Source organism: Mesorhizobium metallidurans STM 2683, assembly GCF_000350085.1.
In the GTDB taxonomy this organism is placed as follows: domain Bacteria; phylum Pseudomonadota; class Alphaproteobacteria; order Rhizobiales; family Rhizobiaceae; genus Mesorhizobium; species Mesorhizobium metallidurans.
This window is the reverse complement of record NZ_CAUM01000032.1, coordinates 43083-57123: the sequence shown is the minus strand read 5'-3', so window position 1 is coordinate 57123 and position 14041 is coordinate 43083. Positions and strand designations below refer to the sequence as shown.

Below are 14041 nucleotides of genomic sequence, written 5' to 3'. Positions count from 1 at the left end.
GCCGACTTGATGAAAAGCCGGGCCGCGAGCGCGGCTTTTTTTGCGCGCCTTCCGCTCATTCCTAACATAGGCGGGTTGAGGGGCGGCGCCGGCTTCGACAATTGGAGGTCGGCCAGCACACGCATGACTCTACCCCCAACCTGTGCTATGCGCCGCGCTTCATTTCCAGCGCGATGCTGCAATCGGCCGCAAATCGCTTATATTGGCGCAACCATGACCCTTTCGCTCGATCTTACCACTGATGGCGCCCGTGAGGCGTTGCGCGCCCGCGCCACGCCGGCCGAAAAGCCGTCGCTGGTCGGCCTGACACGGGCCGAACTGGGTGCCGCCCTCGTTGCATCGGGCATCGTGCCGGAGCGCCAGGCGAAGATGCGCACCCAGCAGCTCTGGCACTGGATGTATGTGCGCGGCGTCTCCGACTTCGCCGGCATGTTCAACATCTCCAAGGAATTGCGCGCCGAGTTGGACGGGCATTTCACCGTCGCCAGGCCCGAGATCGTCGAGGAACAGATCTCCTCCGACGGCACCCGCAAATGGCTGTTCCGCTTTCCGCCGCGCGGCGCCGGCCGTCCGGTCGAGATCGAGACCGTCTACATTCCCGAGGAAGGCCGCGGCACGCTGTGCATCTCCTCGCAGGTCGGCTGCACGCTGACCTGTTCCTTCTGCCACACCGGCACGCAGAAGCTGGTGCGCAATCTGACGGCGGAGGAAATCCTGGCGCAATTGCTCACCGCCCGCGACCGGCTCGGCGATTTCCCCGACCGCGACACTCCGGACGGCGCCATCGTGCCCGCCGAGGGCCGCAAAGTATCCAACATCGTGATGATGGGCATGGGCGAGCCGCTCTACAATTTCGAGGCGGTGAAGAAGGCGCTGCTGATCGCCTCCGACGGCGACGGCCTTTCTCTTTCCAAGCGCCGCATCACGCTGTCGACCTCCGGTGTCGTGCCCGAAATCCTGCGCACCGGCGAGGAGATCGGCGTCATGCTGGCGATCTCGCTGCACGCCACCAATGACGATTTGCGCGACCTGCTGGTGCCGATCAACAAGAAGTATCCGCTCAAGGAACTGATCGCGGCCTGCCGCGCCTATCCCGGCCTCTCCAACGCCAAGCGCATTACCTTCGAATATGTGATGCTGAAGGACGTCAACGATTCCATCGAGGACGCCAAGGGGCTGATCAAATTGCTCAAGGGCATCCCGGCCAAGATCAACCTGATCCCGTTCAACCCGTGGCCTGGCACCAACTACCAGTGCTCCGACTGGGAGACGATCGAGAAGTTTGCCGACTACATCAACAATGCCGGCTATGCCTCGCCGATCCGCACGCCGCGCGGCCGCGACATCCTGGCCGCCTGCGGCCAGCTCAAATCGGAATCGGAACGCATGCGCAAGGTCGACCGGCTGGCGCTGGAAGCGATGATGATCGCGGGGCACGGCGAGGCGTGAACCGTCTCGTCGCCTACCTCATCCGCTTCGCCGTCATCCTGATCGGCTATGGTGTCGCTTCGCTGGCGGCAAGCGCCTTCCTCAACATCATGTTCCTGGCGTCTCTGGGGCTGATGACGGACGAGACGCAACCGGCGGCGCAGGCCTCGCTGTGGTTTTCCGTCCCCTTCGTCGCGCTGTTCGTCGCCTATTTCGCCTTCATGCCGGCGGCCATCGCCATCATCGTTTCCGAAATCCTCGGCCGGCGCGACTGGCTGTTCTATGCGCTGGCGGGTGCTGCGGTCGCCGCGGTTTTCCTCGGCTTCGTCCACCAGACGGCCGACGCCAATTTCGAGGTCACCAGCACCAGCGTCATGCTGGCGGTGATCGGCTGCGGCATGATCGGCGGTATCTTTTACTGGCTGAGCGCCGGGCGCTGGGCCGGAAGCTGGCGTCAGATTGGACCATGATCCCGAAAAGTGGAGGCCGGTTTTCGGAAAGGATCATGGTCAAGCAGGAATAAACCCTATTTCGCCTGGGCCGTCAGGATCTTGAGCGCGAAGGCCGAAAACACCCCGGCGAACAGATAGTCGACGACGCGCGTCACCCGCGGGCTGGCCTTCATCGCCGCCGAAAACTTCTCCGCCGCAAAGACCATCGGCGCAGTCACCGGGATCGACAGCACGACGAACATCGCGCCGAGAAAGAACAGTTTTCCCGGCGCGTTCGGATCGTGCGCGGAGACGAATTGCGGCAGGAAGGTCATGAAGAACAGGATGATTTTCGGATTGAGCAGATTGACGCCCAGCCCGGCCGCCCAGCTGCGGAACAGCGAGATTTGCGGGCCGCTCTTCTTCTCCGGCGAAAAGGCCGACCCCTTGGCGATGGCCTGCCATGCCAGGAAGACGAGGTAGCCGGCGCCGAACAGCTTGAGCACGAAAAAGGCCATCGGCGATGCGACGATCAGCGCCGAGACGCCGACCACCACCAGCGTCGTGTGGATCAGCGTGCCGCACAGCGCGCCGGCCATCGAGGCAAAGCCGGTGGCGCGGCCCTGGCTCAGCGTGCGCGACACGAACAGCGTCATGTCGGGCCCCGGCGTGATCGCCAGGATCACGGTGGCGATGGCGAACTGGATCAGCGTCGTGGTGTCGGGAATGAAGGACATGGCCGATCTCGTGGCAGCAAATATGGCTCGTGGCGGCAAAAGACGGCGCAGCCATACCGCAAGAGCCGTGCCCTTGCCAGCTTCTGGCCGATGCAGCATCTGGTCCAGGCACCGTTCGTCTCTTGCGCAGGCCGGAAACGCCGTGATACCTCGCCCGCGAAACCTTTCGCGCGGAACCGCCAAAATGTCCCCCAGCAAGATAAAAGACGTCAAGAAGGTCGTACTCGCCTATTCCGGCGGCCTCGACACCTCCATCATCCTGAAATGGCTGCAGACCGAACTCGGCGCCGAAGTCGTCACCTTCACCGCCGATCTCGGCCAGGGCGGCGAGTTGGAGCCGGCGCGCCGCAAGGCCGAGATGATGGGCATCAAGGACATCCGCATCGTCGATGTTCGCGAGGAGTTCGTCGCCGACTTCGTCTTCCCGATGTTCCGCGCCAACACCGTCTATGAAGGCACCTATCTGCTCGGCACCTCGATCGCGCGGCCGCTGATCTCCAAGCACCTGGTCGAGATCGCAAAAGAGACCGGCGCCGATGCCATTGCCCATGGCGCCACCGGCAAGGGCAACGACCAGGTTCGTTTCGAGCTCTCGGCCTATGCGCTGAACCCCGATATCAAGGTTATCGCGCCCTGGCGCGACTGGTCGTTCAAGTCGCGCACCGATCTCATCAACTTCGCCGAGCAGCACCAGATTCCGGTGCCCAAGGACAAGAAGGGCGACGCGCCGTTTTCCGTCGACGCCAACCTTTTGCATTCCTCCTCCGAGGGCAAGGTGCTGGAGGATCCGTGGACCGAGCCGCCGGAATTCGTCCACCAACGTACGATTTCGCCGATGGACGCGCCGGACAAGGTCACCGAGATCGAGATCGAATTCCTGAAGGGCGATCCGGTCGCGCTCGACGGCAAGAAACTGTCGCCGGCCACGATGCTTGCCGCGCTCAACGATCTCGGCCGCGACAACGGCATCGGACGCCTCGACCTGGTCGAGAACCGCTTCGTCGGCATGAAATCGCGCGGCGTCTATGAAACCCCCGGCGGCACGATCCTGATCGCCGCCCACCGGGCGATCGAATCGATCACGCTCGATCGCGGTGCCGCCCACCTCAAGGACGAGTTCATGCCGCGCTATGCCGAGCTGATCTACAATGGCTTCTGGTTCGCGCCCGAGCGGCTGATGCTGCAGGCGATGATCGACAAGAGCCAGGAAGACGTCGAAGGCACGGTGCGGCTGAAGCTTTACAAGGGCAATGTGATCGTCACCGGGCGCAAGTCGAAGAAGACGCTCTATTCCGATGCGCTGGTCACCTTCGAGGACGACCGCGGCGCCTACGATCAGAAGGACGCCGAAGGCTTCATCCGCCTCAACGCGCTACGGCTGCGCACGCTGGCGGCGCGCAACCGCAGAAGCTGACCATCATATCCAAAAACCCGGCTTTCGCCGGATCTCTAGACCAACAAAAAAGCCCGGCGCATGGCCGGGCTATTCTGTCGAATAGAGAATTTCTATCAGTCGGCATCGATCGCCGTGGCGATGCGGGCGATGGCCTGCTGGTAGACGCCCGCCGAATTCCAGCCGGCAATTGCGCCCATATTCGCCTCGTAACTCGCACCGGCCCGCCAACCTTGACCCTTGAGGAAGTTGGCGGTGGAAGCCAGCGCAGTGCTTTTGTCGCGCAGATTTCTGCTGCCGACGCCATACTTCATGACATTCCCGGGCAGGAACTGCGTGTGGCCAATCTCGCCATGCATGGCGCCGACCGACGAGGCGCTCAAAGCTCCGCGATCGACCAGCTTCAGCGCTGCGATGGCATGCGGGTAGAAGAATTCCGGGCGGCGGCAATCATAGGCAAGCGTTAAAATGGCGGAGACCGTATTCTGGTTGCCCATGGAGGAACCGAAGCCGGTCTCCATACCCCAGATGGCGAGCAACACGCCCGGCGGCACGCCGTAGGTCCGTTCGATCTTGTCGAACATCCCTGCATTCGCCTTCTTCAGCGCGCGGCCCTTGGCAATGATCGCGGACGCGCCACGGCGCTTCATGAAAGCTTCCACCGAGCCACTGAAGGCCTTGTGGATGGCGCGGTCGGCGGCGATCGTCCTCGTTGCGTAGGTCGCGCTGGCCAAAGCGGCCAGCCCCTTCGCGCCCACACCGTTGGCCCTGGCCTCCGCGGCAAACTCCGGCTTCCAAGCAGCGAAGCCGGCGCCGCTCTTGCCACAGCTGGCCGCCTGCGCGCCCGTCGCCAGCGCAAGCACCGCCACCACCGTGGCCGCTGCAAACATTTTTCCCTTGGCAAGAAATGCCATGCTGTTCTCCTGATTGCCTGAATCACATCCCGGTTGCGAATTTGCCAGCGAAACGCACGTTTGTCACTTCTGGTCCATTCGCACGCACGAAGTACACTCCGACACTTTGAACCCGCTTATCATGCTTTCCGAAAGTCGACTCCGATTTTCGGGCAGATGCGGTAAGAAGTCGTTTACGCGTCCCCTGCGCCCTGCTGGCGAATGCCGCAGAACTTGCCTACGATCAAGCGATTATTTGTGGCGGGGATAGATATTCATGGAAGACGTTGATGTCGTGATCGTTGGCGCCGGCTCGGCCGAGCCTGCCGCCGCCAGGACCCTTGGCGCAGCCGGTCTTTCCTTCAAGCTGTTCGAAGCGATGAACCGCACCGGCGGCCGCGCCTGGACCAGCGATCAGCATTTCGGCGTGCCCTTCGACATCGGCTGCGCCTGGCTGCATGCCGCCGACCGCAATCCTTGTTTCGGCGGCGATTTCGCCTGGGAGATGTCGGCGGCGGGCGTCGATTTCGTCGTCGACCGGCTATGCGGCATCTTCGGCACCGATACAAGAAAGCATGTCGGACGCGCCATGATGACCAATTGGGGCGGCGAGCGCTTGTGCGCGGCGCCTCTGCGGCGGCCCCCTCCGTTCGGAGGCGCGCCACGCCGATGCAGCCGGTGGCTGAAAAGATCTTCTTCGCCGGCGAGCATCTGGCCGGTCCGCTGATGCAGACCTGCGGCGGCGCGCGGCTGTCTGGCGAGGCGGTGGCGCGGCAGGTCGTCGCCCGGCTTGCGGCAAAATAGCGTTGGCGGGAACGCTGGCCGCCGACAGGCGTTTGGGCACCGGATGGCCCCGCACTATATCCGTCACCCTGGTCCGGGATGCGGACCCCCTGATGATTTGAGACCGAGATGAAGCTCTTCGACTGCCCGCATTGCGGCCACCGCCTGTATTTCGAGAACGCCCAGTGCCTCAACTGCGCCAGTCTCGTGCTCTACGATCCCGGGCATGCGCGCTTTGCCCTGTCGGGCGCGGACGGCGTCTTCCAATGCACCAATGCCGACGAGTGCGCCTGCAACTGGATGGCGGAGCCGGGCCATGCCTTCTGCCGTGCCTGCGTGCTGAACCAACTGATCCCCGACCTTTCGGTCGATGGCAACCGTCGCCGCTGGATCCGCGTCGAGGCGGCGAAGAAGCGGGCGATCTATTCGCTGCTTGCCGCTGGGCTGCCGGTCGCGCCCAAGCAGAATGTCGGTGACGAAACCGGCCTCGCCTTCGACTTCCTCGGCGATCCGATCGGTGGTGGCCCTGGCGGCGAGCGTATTCTGACCGGCCATGACAATGGCTTGGTCACGCTCAACGTCGCCGAGGCGGATTCGCCCGAACGCGAAAAGCGGCGCGTCGAGATGGGCGAGAACTACCGCACCTTGCTCGGTCATTTCCGCCACGAGCTTGGTCACTATTACTGGGACCGCCTGATCCGCGACGATCCGCAGAGGCTTGTCGCCTTCCGCGCTTTGTTCGGCGACGAACGCCCCGACTACGAGCAGGCGCTGAAGGTCTACTACGCCAATGGCGCTGCGCCCGACTGGCAGCAGGGCCACATCTCGGCCTATGCCACATCCCACCCCTGGGAGGACTGGGCCGAAACATGGGCGCACCATCTGCACATCACCGATACGCTGGAAATGGTGCATGCGCTGAATTTCCCGCTCGGCCGGCTGGAAACCGTGGAAACCAACGCTCTGCCGCAGGGCGATACCGGCGGCAAGCTGCAGGCGGCGCCTGCCGAACCCGCCGCCACGCCGGAACCCTTTGAAAAGATCCTGGCCCGCTGGCTGGTGCTGTCGGAGGCGTCCAACTCGATCAATCGCTGCATGGGCCTGCCCGACCTCTATCCCTTCGTCATCTCGGATCGAACGGCGCAAAAGCTGGCCTTTATCCACGACCTTCTGACCGGGGTAACGAAAGAAATCGGAATAAATCGTGAGCCGGCCGGGGCATTTTAGCCGGAACGCATGAGGGGTTTGCCTCGTTTCCGTTCGCGAGGGATTGTGAAAAACGGAGCGAAACCATGAAACGCCTACTGTTTCCTGCCATAGCCGGCGCGCTTGCCGCCATGTCGGGGACGGCCTTGGCCGACACTGCCGTTTCGGCCATTGCCGATCTCAATGTGCGCGCCGGCCCCGGCCCGCAATACCCGGTCATCGGCGTGCTCACCGCAGGCCAGTCGGCGACGCTCGACGGCTGCATCGAAAACAGCAAATGGTGCACCATCGCCGAGGCAGGCGGCCAGGGTTGGATCTATTCCGACTACGTGACCGCCGATTTCGGCGGCGATCGGGTCGTGCTGACGCGGCGTCCGGCCGACGCCGACATCACCATCGTGACGCCGCCGGCGGACAGCGACGAGTATTCCGACACCTATACCGGCGCGATCGTCGCCGGCGAGCCGATCGAACCTATAAGACGACTGCCGGCCGAGGTGCGCACTTACGTCGACACCAATCGGCTCGATCCGGTCTATCTCGATGGCGAGGTGGTGACCGGCGCAACCTTGCCCGACAGCGTCGAACTGCGTGAGATTCCGGACTACGACTATCGCTATGTCTATGTGAACGGCCAGCCGGCGCTGGTCGATCCGGCCACGCGGCGCATCATGTACGTCGTGCGCTGACGAGATCATCGACGGGCGGCGGTAACCGCCGCCCGTCGCGACGCTTCAGGCAGCTTGCATCTGCTCGATGGCGTCGATTTCTGCCTTCTTGGCCTGGCTTTCAACCGCAAGGTCATGGCTGGCCTGCATATTCATCCAGAACCTCGGCGTCGTGCCGAAGACTTGGCAAGACGAAGCGCGGTATCCGACGTTATCGGCGTGGTTTCGTGCACCAGACGCTCGATGCGGGTGCGGGGGCACGTGCAGCTTCTTGGCAAGGGTGTTCGCCCGGGTGGATTGGTACGTCGAGGTTCAACATTGTAAAGCTCCTGGCTGTAGTCGGCGATTTCTACGTCCTCGGCGCCGCCTTCCACCCACCGGAAGCAAATCCGGAATTGGTCGTTTGCGGATCGAATGCTGACCAGCCCGATCGCTCTTCGACGCTTCCAGCCTGTTGCCGGCCGGCGTTCTCAAGTCGGCCGCGCGTCTGTACATCGACGAGGATGATTGCGCGCGAGGCGCCAATCCCATAGATCATGCGGCCTGAATGCGTTCGTCAAGGGAACCCGCGTGATATCAGATCCATCCGCCTTCGAGCGCTACCGAAGCACCCCCAACGACAAGACGACCCTGCCGCGCCTGCTGTTCGGATCGGCGATCGTCATCCTGTTCTGGGTCGCGACGACCATGGTCGTGCTGCTCGGCGGCGCCTATCTTTTTGCGCTGTGGCAGGCATCGGCGGGCACAGTGCAGGACTTCATGGCGTCGCCCGCCGGGATTCTTGCCGCGCTCGCCTCCTTCGCCGGCATCTGGATCGGCCTGTGGGTTGCCATGCGCTGGGTCCATCGCGAGTCGCTGACGGCGCTGCTCGGCGCGAGCCGCCATGTCTCGCGCTCGGGGTTCCTCAAGGGATTGGCCGCGGTGCTGATCACCTCGGCGCTCTCCGAGATCCTGCTCTATATCTTGCAGCCCGATATTGCACGCGGTGCGATCGACTTCTCGACCTGGCTTGTCTTTCTGATCCCGATCGCTGTGCTGACTCTGCTGCAGGCCTCGTCCGAAGAGGTGCTGTTCCGCGGCTATCTCTTGAGGGGCCTCGCCAGCCGGTTTCAAAATCCCTTCATCTGGGCGCTGCTGCCGGGGCTTCTGTTCACCTCGATGCATTGGAGCCCAAGCTCGAGCGCCGCCATCAACGCCTGCGTGCTGGCCTCGATCGCCGCTTTTACGCTGCTCCTGACGCTTCTCGTCTATGCCACCGGCAATCTCGGTGCCGCCTTCGGCGTCCATCTCGGCAACAATTTGACCGGGTTTCTGCTGATTTCGCATCAGCAGAGCTATAATTCCTTCGCCCTGTTCAACGCCAAGCCGCTCGAAGGTTCCGGCTGGACGACGCTTGACGCGGCTCTCATCGCCGCGATCGGCATCGCCTGCAGCCTGCTGACGATCCTGCTCCTCCTGCATCCGCGCTCGCCGCTGAAGGTCGAGCCGGACAGATCATGATCCCGAGCCGAACGTAACCGTATTCTGACCACACCTTGACTCCGCGGCCGATTTCCTGTCTACAGCCCTCGAATTCCGCGACGAGTATCCCTCCGAGCAAGCCGACCAGGACGCCGAAACCTCTTTGAGGCGGGTGCTGTAAATCGATCCTGGAGGCCAACACCCGGCAGCGCAGTGCGCCCCCGGGTGCTTTTTGGCTTTGCGCTTGCACCGGCTTTTGTTTGGACACTTGACGCGAACGCACTACCTCTCGGGCACTATCCGGGTGCCAGGGAAAAGGAAAAAGAATGTTTGAATCGCTACAGGAGCGCACAAGAGGCGTGGAGGGCCATCGGCCCGACAGGGATCAAAATGAATCCAAGACGCTGTCGCGCGGCGGGTTGACCAATGTTTGAGTCCCTACAAGAGCGCCTTGGTTCGATCCTGAACGGCCTGACCGGCCGCGGTGCCCTGTCGGAGGCGGATGTCTCGGCGGCGCTGCGCGAGGTGCGCCGCGCGCTGCTCGAGGCGGACGTGGCGCTGGAAGTGGTGCGTTCCTTCACCGACAAGGTGCGCGAGAAGGCCGTCGGCGCCGCCGTGGTCAAGTCGATCAAGCCCGGCCAGATGGTCGTCAAGATCGTCCATGACGAACTGGTCGAAATGTTGGGCGCCGAAGGCGTCGCCATCGACCTCAACGCGCCGGCGCCTGTCGTCATCATGATGGTCGGCCTGCAGGGCTCCGGCAAGACGACGACATCGGCCAAGATCGCCAAGCGGCTTTCCGAGCGTCAGAGCAAGAAGATCCTGATGGCCTCGCTCGACACGCGGCGCCCCGCCGCACAGGAGCAGCTCCGCCAGCTCGGCGAGCAGGTCAAGGTCGCGACGCTGCCGATCGTCGCCGGCCAGGGCCCCGTCGACATCGCGCGGCGCGCCGTGCAGGCGGCCAAGCTCGGCGGCCATGACGTCGTCATCCTCGACACCGCCGGCCGCACCCATATCGACGAGCCACTGATGGTCGAGATGGCCGACATCAAGAAAGTGTCGTCGCCGCACGAGATTCTGCTGGTCGCCGATTCGCTGACCGGCCAGGACGCCGTCAATCTGGCAAAGAGCTTCGACGAGCGCGTCGGCATCACCGGCCTGGTGCTCACCCGCATGGACGGCGATGGCCGCGGCGGCGCTGCCCTTTCGATGCGCGCCGTCACCGGCAAGCCGATCAAGCTGATCGGCACCGGCGAAAAGATGGACGGGCTGGAGGAGTTCCATCCCAAGCGCATCGCCGACCGCATCCTCGGCATGGGCGACATTGTCAGCCTCGTCGAGAGGGCCGCCGAGAACATCGACGCCGAGCAGGCGGCGGCGATGGCCAGGAAGATGCAGTCGGGCAAGTTCGACCTGAACGACCTCGCCGGCCAGCTTCAGCAAATGTCGAAGATGGGCGGCATGGGCGGCATCATGGGCATGATGCCGGGCATGGGCAAGATGAAGGACCAGATGGCTGCCGCTGGCCTCGACGACAGGATGTTCGGGCGCCAGCTCGCCATCATCTCGTCGATGACCAAGGCCGAGCGCGCCAATCCCGACATCCTGAAGCACTCGCGCAAGAAGCGCATCGCCGCCGGCTCCGGCACCGACGCGGCCGAGATCAACAAACTGCTCAAGATGCATCGCGGCATGGCCGACATGATGAAGGCGATGGGCGGCAAGGGCAAAGGCGGCCTCATGCGCGGCATGATGGGCGGCCTCGCCCAGAAGATGGGCCTCGGCGGCATGATGCCAGGGGGTATGGGGGGCCCGGGCGGCATGGGGGGTATGCCCGATTTGTCGAAGATGGACCCCAAGCAGCTCGAAGCCTTGCAGAAGCAGGCGCAGGCCGCCGGTCTCGGCGGCATGAAGGGCTTGCCCGGTCTGCCCGGTGGCGGTGGCCTTCCCGGCCTGCCCGGCGGCATGAAGCTGCCCGGCTTGCCCGGCGGCGGACTGCCCGGTCTTGGCAAGAAGAAGTGAGAATACGATGAACGAAGAAAAGGACATGGCCGACGCACGGACGATTCTGGCCGGCTACCGCGCTTCGATCGACAACATAGACGCAGCCCTCATCCATATGCTGGCCGAGCGCTTTCGCTGCACCAAGGCGGTCGGCGTGCTGAAGGCCGAACATGGCCTGCCGCCGGCCGATCCGGCGCGCGAGCAGCAGCAGATCGCCCGTCTTCGCCAACTGGCGAAGGACGCCCATCTCGACCCGGATTTCGCGGAGAAATTCCTCAACTTCGTCGTCCGCGAAGTGATCCGGCATCATGAGCAGATCGCCGCCTCGAACGGCATAACCAAAGCCGGCTAAGTGCATGTCGCCCAAAAAGTGCGCAGCGGTTTTGGGCGACATGCATAACCAGAGATTTTAACCGAAAAACCGATCAACGAAATCAGAGCTTTTTAGGAGAAAACAATGGCACTGAAGATCAGACTGGCCCGTGCGGGCTCGAAGAAGCGTCCCTATTACCACGTCGTCGTCGCCGACGCCCGTTCGCCGCGCGACGGCCGGTTCATCGAGTCGCTCGGCTCATGGAACCCGCTGCTGCCGAAGGACGGCGAACGCGTCAAGGTCGACGCCGACCGCGTCAAGCACTGGCTGTCGCACGGCGCCCAGCCGACCGACCGCGTGCTGCGCTTCCTCGACGAGGCCGGCCTTGCCAAGCGCGAGGCCCGCTCCAACCCGAAGAAGGCCGAGCCCGGCAAGAAGGCGCAGGAACGCGCCGCCCTGCTGAAGAAGGCGCAGGACGATGCCGCTGCCGCTGTTGCCGCCGCTGCGGCCGCCCCGGCCGAGGCGGAAGCCGCGACCGCGGAATAATCCGCTTTCTGTCCTTTGCGGAAACGGCGGCCCTTTGCCCGCCGTTTCCTTTGAGGATCGATCAATAACCCTGCGGGCAACGGGCGACATAGACGCGCCCATAGCGGTCGCGGTAGCGGCACTGGCCGCTTTCACTGGCGCGACCGATCAGCGCACCGGCGACGGCGCCAGCAGCGCCACCGACGACAGCCCCCTCCACCGGATCCTCTGCCACGGCAGCGCCTATCGCCGCGCCGCCCAGTCCACCGACCGCCGCCCCCTTCTCTGTCTGCGAGCAGGCGCCGAGCGGTATCAGCAGAGCCAGCAAAAGCATCGTCTTTCTCATTGTCGTTCCTCCGGGAGCAAAATAAGTCCACCTGCCATGTGCCGATAACGCACGGATGTGGGAAATTGATCCGGGAGCCAGCGTTCTCAGCGCATCTGCTTCTCCTTTGCTTGCGCTTATCGGCTGAACGGGATCAGCGCGCGCACCCGTGGGTCGCGCAGATACAGGCCGCCCCACAGGATGATGCCGAGATAGACGCCGAACAGCGTGTGCGACAATAGCGGGCTGCCGACACGCATGTTGGTGGCGATGGCGCCGCCGAGATAGGCGGTAAGCAGGATGGCGCCGGGCACCGAGGTGCGCGGCAAGGCGTAGAGCGCCGTCGAGATCAGCCCGATGACGCCGAGCATGCGGGCGACGTTTGCGTCGGCCGGCCAGCCAAGCGGCACCATGGTCTGCGTGACGACATCGAGCGGCGGCAGCTTGATGACGCCGTCGAAGACCATGAACAGCACGATGACGGCGCTGAGCACGCGGCCGGTCCACAGCGCGCGCGGTGAGAGGGATGCGGTTTCGGAAATGCTCATGGTGTTCCTCCTGAGTGTTAGAACCCTTTGCCGGGTTTCGAACCAAGGACGCGGCACCAAGCGACGATCCTACAGGGGTCGGATTCTTTCTGGCGCCGGCGCAGCGAAAGCCGTTCTGTAGCGATCCGTCACACCCCCCTCTGTCCTGCCGGACAATCTCCCCCGCAAGGGGGAGATTGGATGTCACTTCAGCTTTCGCCAATGTTGGAAGGTAAGTGAGGCGGCAAAGCTGCTAATCTCCCTCCTTGCGGGGGAGATGGCCGGCAGGTCAGAGGGGGGTGCTGTCCCTCCAGCCTCAAGGTTCCCACACCGCCGCGACAAGTGGATGTCACAGCGAGCAGAACCCCGCCCATGTCGAACCTACGAGAAATAGAACTTTTCGGCCGGGATCATTTTCGGCGGTGTTTCGCCCAGCGCCTCGAACACCGAGATTTCGCAGACGCGGCAGAGTCCGTCGAGGGCAAGGTCGTTGGCCTCGGTGCCGAACGGATCCTCGAGCTCTTCCGAAAGCGCGTCGAGGCCGAAGAAGGTGTAGGCGATCAGCGCCATGAACAGCGGCGTCGCCCAGCCGGTGGTCGAGATCAGCCCAATAGGCAGAAGCAGGCACACAATGTAGGCCGTGCGATGCACCAGGAGCGTGTAGGCGAAGGGCAATGGCGTGCCGGCGATCCGCTCGCAGCCAGCCTGGATGGCGGTGATCGATGCCAGCCTTTCATCCAGGATGCGGAAGCCGATCGAATCGATCTCGCCTGCCCGGCGCCGCGCATTGGCGCGCCGGCCCATGCGCCTGACCATCTCGTCCGCCGGGTTGGCGAAGCTTGCGACCGTATCCGCCTCGGCATCGATGAAGGCGCGGGTGTCTTTCACGCTGTCGATCTTGCGCAATTGGCCGCGCAGGAAATGGCAGAAGGCAAGCGCCTCCATGAGCAAGGCGCGTTGTTCTGTCTGGTCGGAGATCAGGCTGGTCGTGGCGCGCGCCAGGTTGCGTATTTCGAAGACCAGCGTGCCCCACAGCTTGCGTGCCTCCCACCAGCGGTCGTAGGCGGCATTGTTGCGAAACGAGAGATAGATCGACAATGTCACGCCCACCAGGCCGAAAGGCGTGATGTTGAAGACGCCGAGATCGAGCTGGAACCAGCGTGCCAGGGCGAGAATGACGGCGGAATAGATCGCAAAACCGAAAATCTGCGGCAGGATGCGTGGCACCACCGAACCGCGCATGACGAAGAACAGCTGCAGGAACGTGGGCCGAGGACGAACGATCATTTGAGGAAGCCTTTGCGACCGGACGTGGTCTTGAACCTCTCTATTGTGCGATGCAGTAGA

The 14041-nt window shown here is 63.5% G+C and carries 16 protein-coding genes and 1 pseudogene; 11 read left to right on the top strand and 6 right to left on the bottom strand.

The features are described from left to right. Positions 1 to 213: 213 nt before the first annotated feature. Both rlmN and MESS2_RS06500 read left to right on the top strand, forming a co-directional pair. A complete protein-coding gene (gene rlmN / locus MESS2_RS06505) occupies positions 214 to 1449 on the top strand; it encodes a dual-specificity RNA methyltransferase RlmN (RefSeq protein WP_008873353.1) in 1236 nt (411 codons plus the stop codon). Then, positions 1446 to 1898 (top strand): hypothetical protein, encoded by a 453-nt coding sequence (locus MESS2_RS06500; protein WP_008873352.1) that lies wholly within the window; start codon positions 1446 to 1448, stop codon positions 1896 to 1898. Before rlmN ends, MESS2_RS06500 begins: the two co-directional genes overlap by 4 nt. 56 nt (positions 1899 to 1954) lie before the next feature. On the opposite strand, the gene MESS2_RS06495 is transcribed toward MESS2_RS06500, so the two are convergent. Next, a complete protein-coding gene (locus tag MESS2_RS06495; RefSeq protein ID WP_008873351.1) occupies positions 1955 to 2596 on the bottom strand; it encodes a LysE family translocator in 642 nt (213 codons plus the stop codon). Between the two features lie 184 nt (positions 2597 to 2780). Here MESS2_RS06495 and MESS2_RS06490 point away from each other — a divergent pair, with 184 nt between their 5' ends. Continuing rightward, the gene (locus tag MESS2_RS06490; protein ID WP_008873350.1) at positions 2781 to 4010 is read left to right on the top strand and encodes an argininosuccinate synthase; all 1230 of its coding nucleotides are present in this window, start codon (positions 2781 to 2783) and stop codon (positions 4008 to 4010) included. 95 nt (positions 4011 to 4105) lie between these two features. On the opposite strand, the gene MESS2_RS06485 is transcribed toward MESS2_RS06490, so the two are convergent. Next, the gene (locus MESS2_RS06485; RefSeq protein ID WP_008873349.1) at positions 4106 to 4903 is read right to left on the bottom strand and encodes a lytic murein transglycosylase; all 798 of its coding nucleotides are present in this window, start codon (positions 4901 to 4903) and stop codon (positions 4106 to 4108) included. Between the two features lie 256 nt (positions 4904 to 5159). Between MESS2_RS06485 and MESS2_RS06480 the strand changes: the two genes are divergently transcribed. The 4 genes from MESS2_RS06480 to MESS2_RS06470 all read left to right on the top strand — a co-directional run bounded on the left by MESS2_RS06480 (position 5160) and on the right by MESS2_RS06470 (position 7560). Continuing rightward, positions 5160 to 5609, top strand: coding sequence for an FAD-dependent oxidoreductase (locus tag MESS2_RS06480; protein ID WP_008873348.1), 450 nt, complete (start codon positions 5160 to 5162; stop codon positions 5607 to 5609). Then, the gene (locus tag MESS2_RS33215; protein WP_244439888.1) at positions 5561 to 5686 is read left to right on the top strand and encodes an FAD-dependent oxidoreductase; all 126 of its coding nucleotides are present in this window, start codon (positions 5561 to 5563) and stop codon (positions 5684 to 5686) included. Before MESS2_RS06480 ends, MESS2_RS33215 begins: the two co-directional genes overlap by 49 nt. Positions 5687 to 5794: 108 nt before the next feature. Further along, positions 5795 to 6892, top strand: coding sequence for a zinc-binding metallopeptidase family protein (locus tag MESS2_RS06475; protein WP_008873346.1), 1098 nt, complete (start codon positions 5795 to 5797; stop codon positions 6890 to 6892). Positions 6893 to 6957: 65 nt separating this feature from the next. Next, a complete protein-coding gene (locus MESS2_RS06470) occupies positions 6958 to 7560 on the top strand; it encodes a DUF1236 domain-containing protein (RefSeq protein ID WP_008873345.1) in 603 nt (200 codons plus the stop codon). A 314-nt stretch (positions 7561 to 7874) separates the two neighbouring features. Here MESS2_RS06470 and MESS2_RS33210 read toward each other — a convergent pair. Continuing rightward, positions 7875 to 8016 (bottom strand): annotated as a pseudogene (locus tag MESS2_RS33210) (type II toxin-antitoxin system RelE/ParE family toxin); the annotation flags it as partial. Between the two features lie 93 nt (positions 8017 to 8109). Between MESS2_RS33210 and MESS2_RS06455 the strand changes: the two are divergent. The 4 genes from MESS2_RS06455 (at position 8110) to rpsP (ending at position 11863) form a co-directional block, all read left to right on the top strand. After that, entirely contained in the window at positions 8110 to 9039 is a 930-nt protein-coding gene (locus tag MESS2_RS06455; RefSeq protein ID WP_008873343.1) for a CPBP family intramembrane glutamic endopeptidase, read from the top strand. A gap of 387 nt (positions 9040 to 9426) precedes the next feature. After that, entirely contained in the window at positions 9427 to 11022 is a 1596-nt protein-coding gene (ffh, locus tag MESS2_RS06450) for a signal recognition particle protein (protein WP_008873341.1), read from the top strand. 7 nt (positions 11023 to 11029) lie between these two features. After that, positions 11030 to 11356, top strand: a complete 327-nt coding sequence (locus MESS2_RS06445; protein ID WP_006326941.1) for a chorismate mutase — start codon at positions 11030 to 11032, stop codon at positions 11354 to 11356. Between the two features lie 105 nt (positions 11357 to 11461). Continuing rightward, complete coding sequence (rpsP, locus tag MESS2_RS06440; protein ID WP_008873340.1) at positions 11462 to 11863, top strand: 30S ribosomal protein S16; 402 nt, start codon at positions 11462 to 11464, stop codon at positions 11861 to 11863. 61 nt (positions 11864 to 11924) lie between these two features. Here the strand turns inward: rpsP and MESS2_RS06435 are convergent, their stop codons facing one another. From MESS2_RS06435 to MESS2_RS06425, 3 genes are all read right to left on the bottom strand, one after another. Continuing rightward, positions 11925 to 12188 (bottom strand): YMGG-like glycine zipper-containing protein, encoded by a 264-nt coding sequence (locus MESS2_RS06435; RefSeq protein ID WP_040592326.1) that lies wholly within the window; start codon positions 12186 to 12188, stop codon positions 11925 to 11927. Positions 12189 to 12304: 116 nt separating this feature from the next. After that, entirely contained in the window at positions 12305 to 12715 is a 411-nt protein-coding gene (locus tag MESS2_RS06430; protein ID WP_008873338.1) for a DoxX family protein, read from the bottom strand. A gap of 360 nt (positions 12716 to 13075) precedes the next feature. Further along, on the bottom strand, positions 13076 to 13981 hold the full coding sequence (locus MESS2_RS06425; RefSeq protein WP_008873337.1) for a bestrophin family protein: 906 nt from the start codon (positions 13979 to 13981) through the stop codon (positions 13076 to 13078). Positions 13982 to 14041: the final 60 nt, after the last annotated feature.

What these genes read in the sequence shown, in the direction of transcription:
- MESS2_RS06430 (WP_008873338.1), bottom strand. Translation starts at nt 12,715, where the DNA reads ATGAGCATTTCCGAAACCGCATCCCTCTCACCGCGCGCGCTGTGGACC.
- ffh (WP_008873341.1), top strand. Translation starts at nt 9,427, where the DNA reads ATGTTTGAGTCCCTACAAGAGCGCCTTGGTTCGATCCTGAACGGCCTG.
- MESS2_RS06495 (WP_008873351.1), bottom strand. Translation starts at nt 2,596, where the DNA reads ATGTCCTTCATTCCCGACACCACGACGCTGATCCAGTTCGCCATCGCC.
- MESS2_RS06470 (WP_008873345.1), top strand. Translation starts at nt 6,958, where the DNA reads ATGAAACGCCTACTGTTTCCTGCCATAGCCGGCGCGCTTGCCGCCATG.
- MESS2_RS06435 (WP_040592326.1), bottom strand. Translation starts at nt 12,188, where the DNA reads ATGAGAAAGACGATGCTTTTGCTGGCTCTGCTGATACCGCTCGGCGCC.
- MESS2_RS06485 (WP_008873349.1), bottom strand. Translation starts at nt 4,903, where the DNA reads ATGGCATTTCTTGCCAAGGGAAAAATGTTTGCAGCGGCCACGGTGGTG.
- rpsP (WP_008873340.1), top strand. Translation starts at nt 11,462, where the DNA reads ATGGCACTGAAGATCAGACTGGCCCGTGCGGGCTCGAAGAAGCGTCCC.
- MESS2_RS06425 (WP_008873337.1), bottom strand. Translation starts at nt 13,981, where the DNA reads ATGATCGTTCGTCCTCGGCCCACGTTCCTGCAGCTGTTCTTCGTCATG.
- MESS2_RS06480 (WP_008873348.1), top strand. Translation starts at nt 5,160, where the DNA reads ATGGAAGACGTTGATGTCGTGATCGTTGGCGCCGGCTCGGCCGAGCCT.
- MESS2_RS06490 (WP_008873350.1), top strand. Translation starts at nt 2,781, where the DNA reads ATGTCCCCCAGCAAGATAAAAGACGTCAAGAAGGTCGTACTCGCCTAT.
- MESS2_RS06475 (WP_008873346.1), top strand. Translation starts at nt 5,795, where the DNA reads ATGAAGCTCTTCGACTGCCCGCATTGCGGCCACCGCCTGTATTTCGAG.
- rlmN (WP_008873353.1), top strand. Translation starts at nt 214, where the DNA reads ATGACCCTTTCGCTCGATCTTACCACTGATGGCGCCCGTGAGGCGTTG.
- MESS2_RS06445 (WP_006326941.1), top strand. Translation starts at nt 11,030, where the DNA reads ATGAACGAAGAAAAGGACATGGCCGACGCACGGACGATTCTGGCCGGC.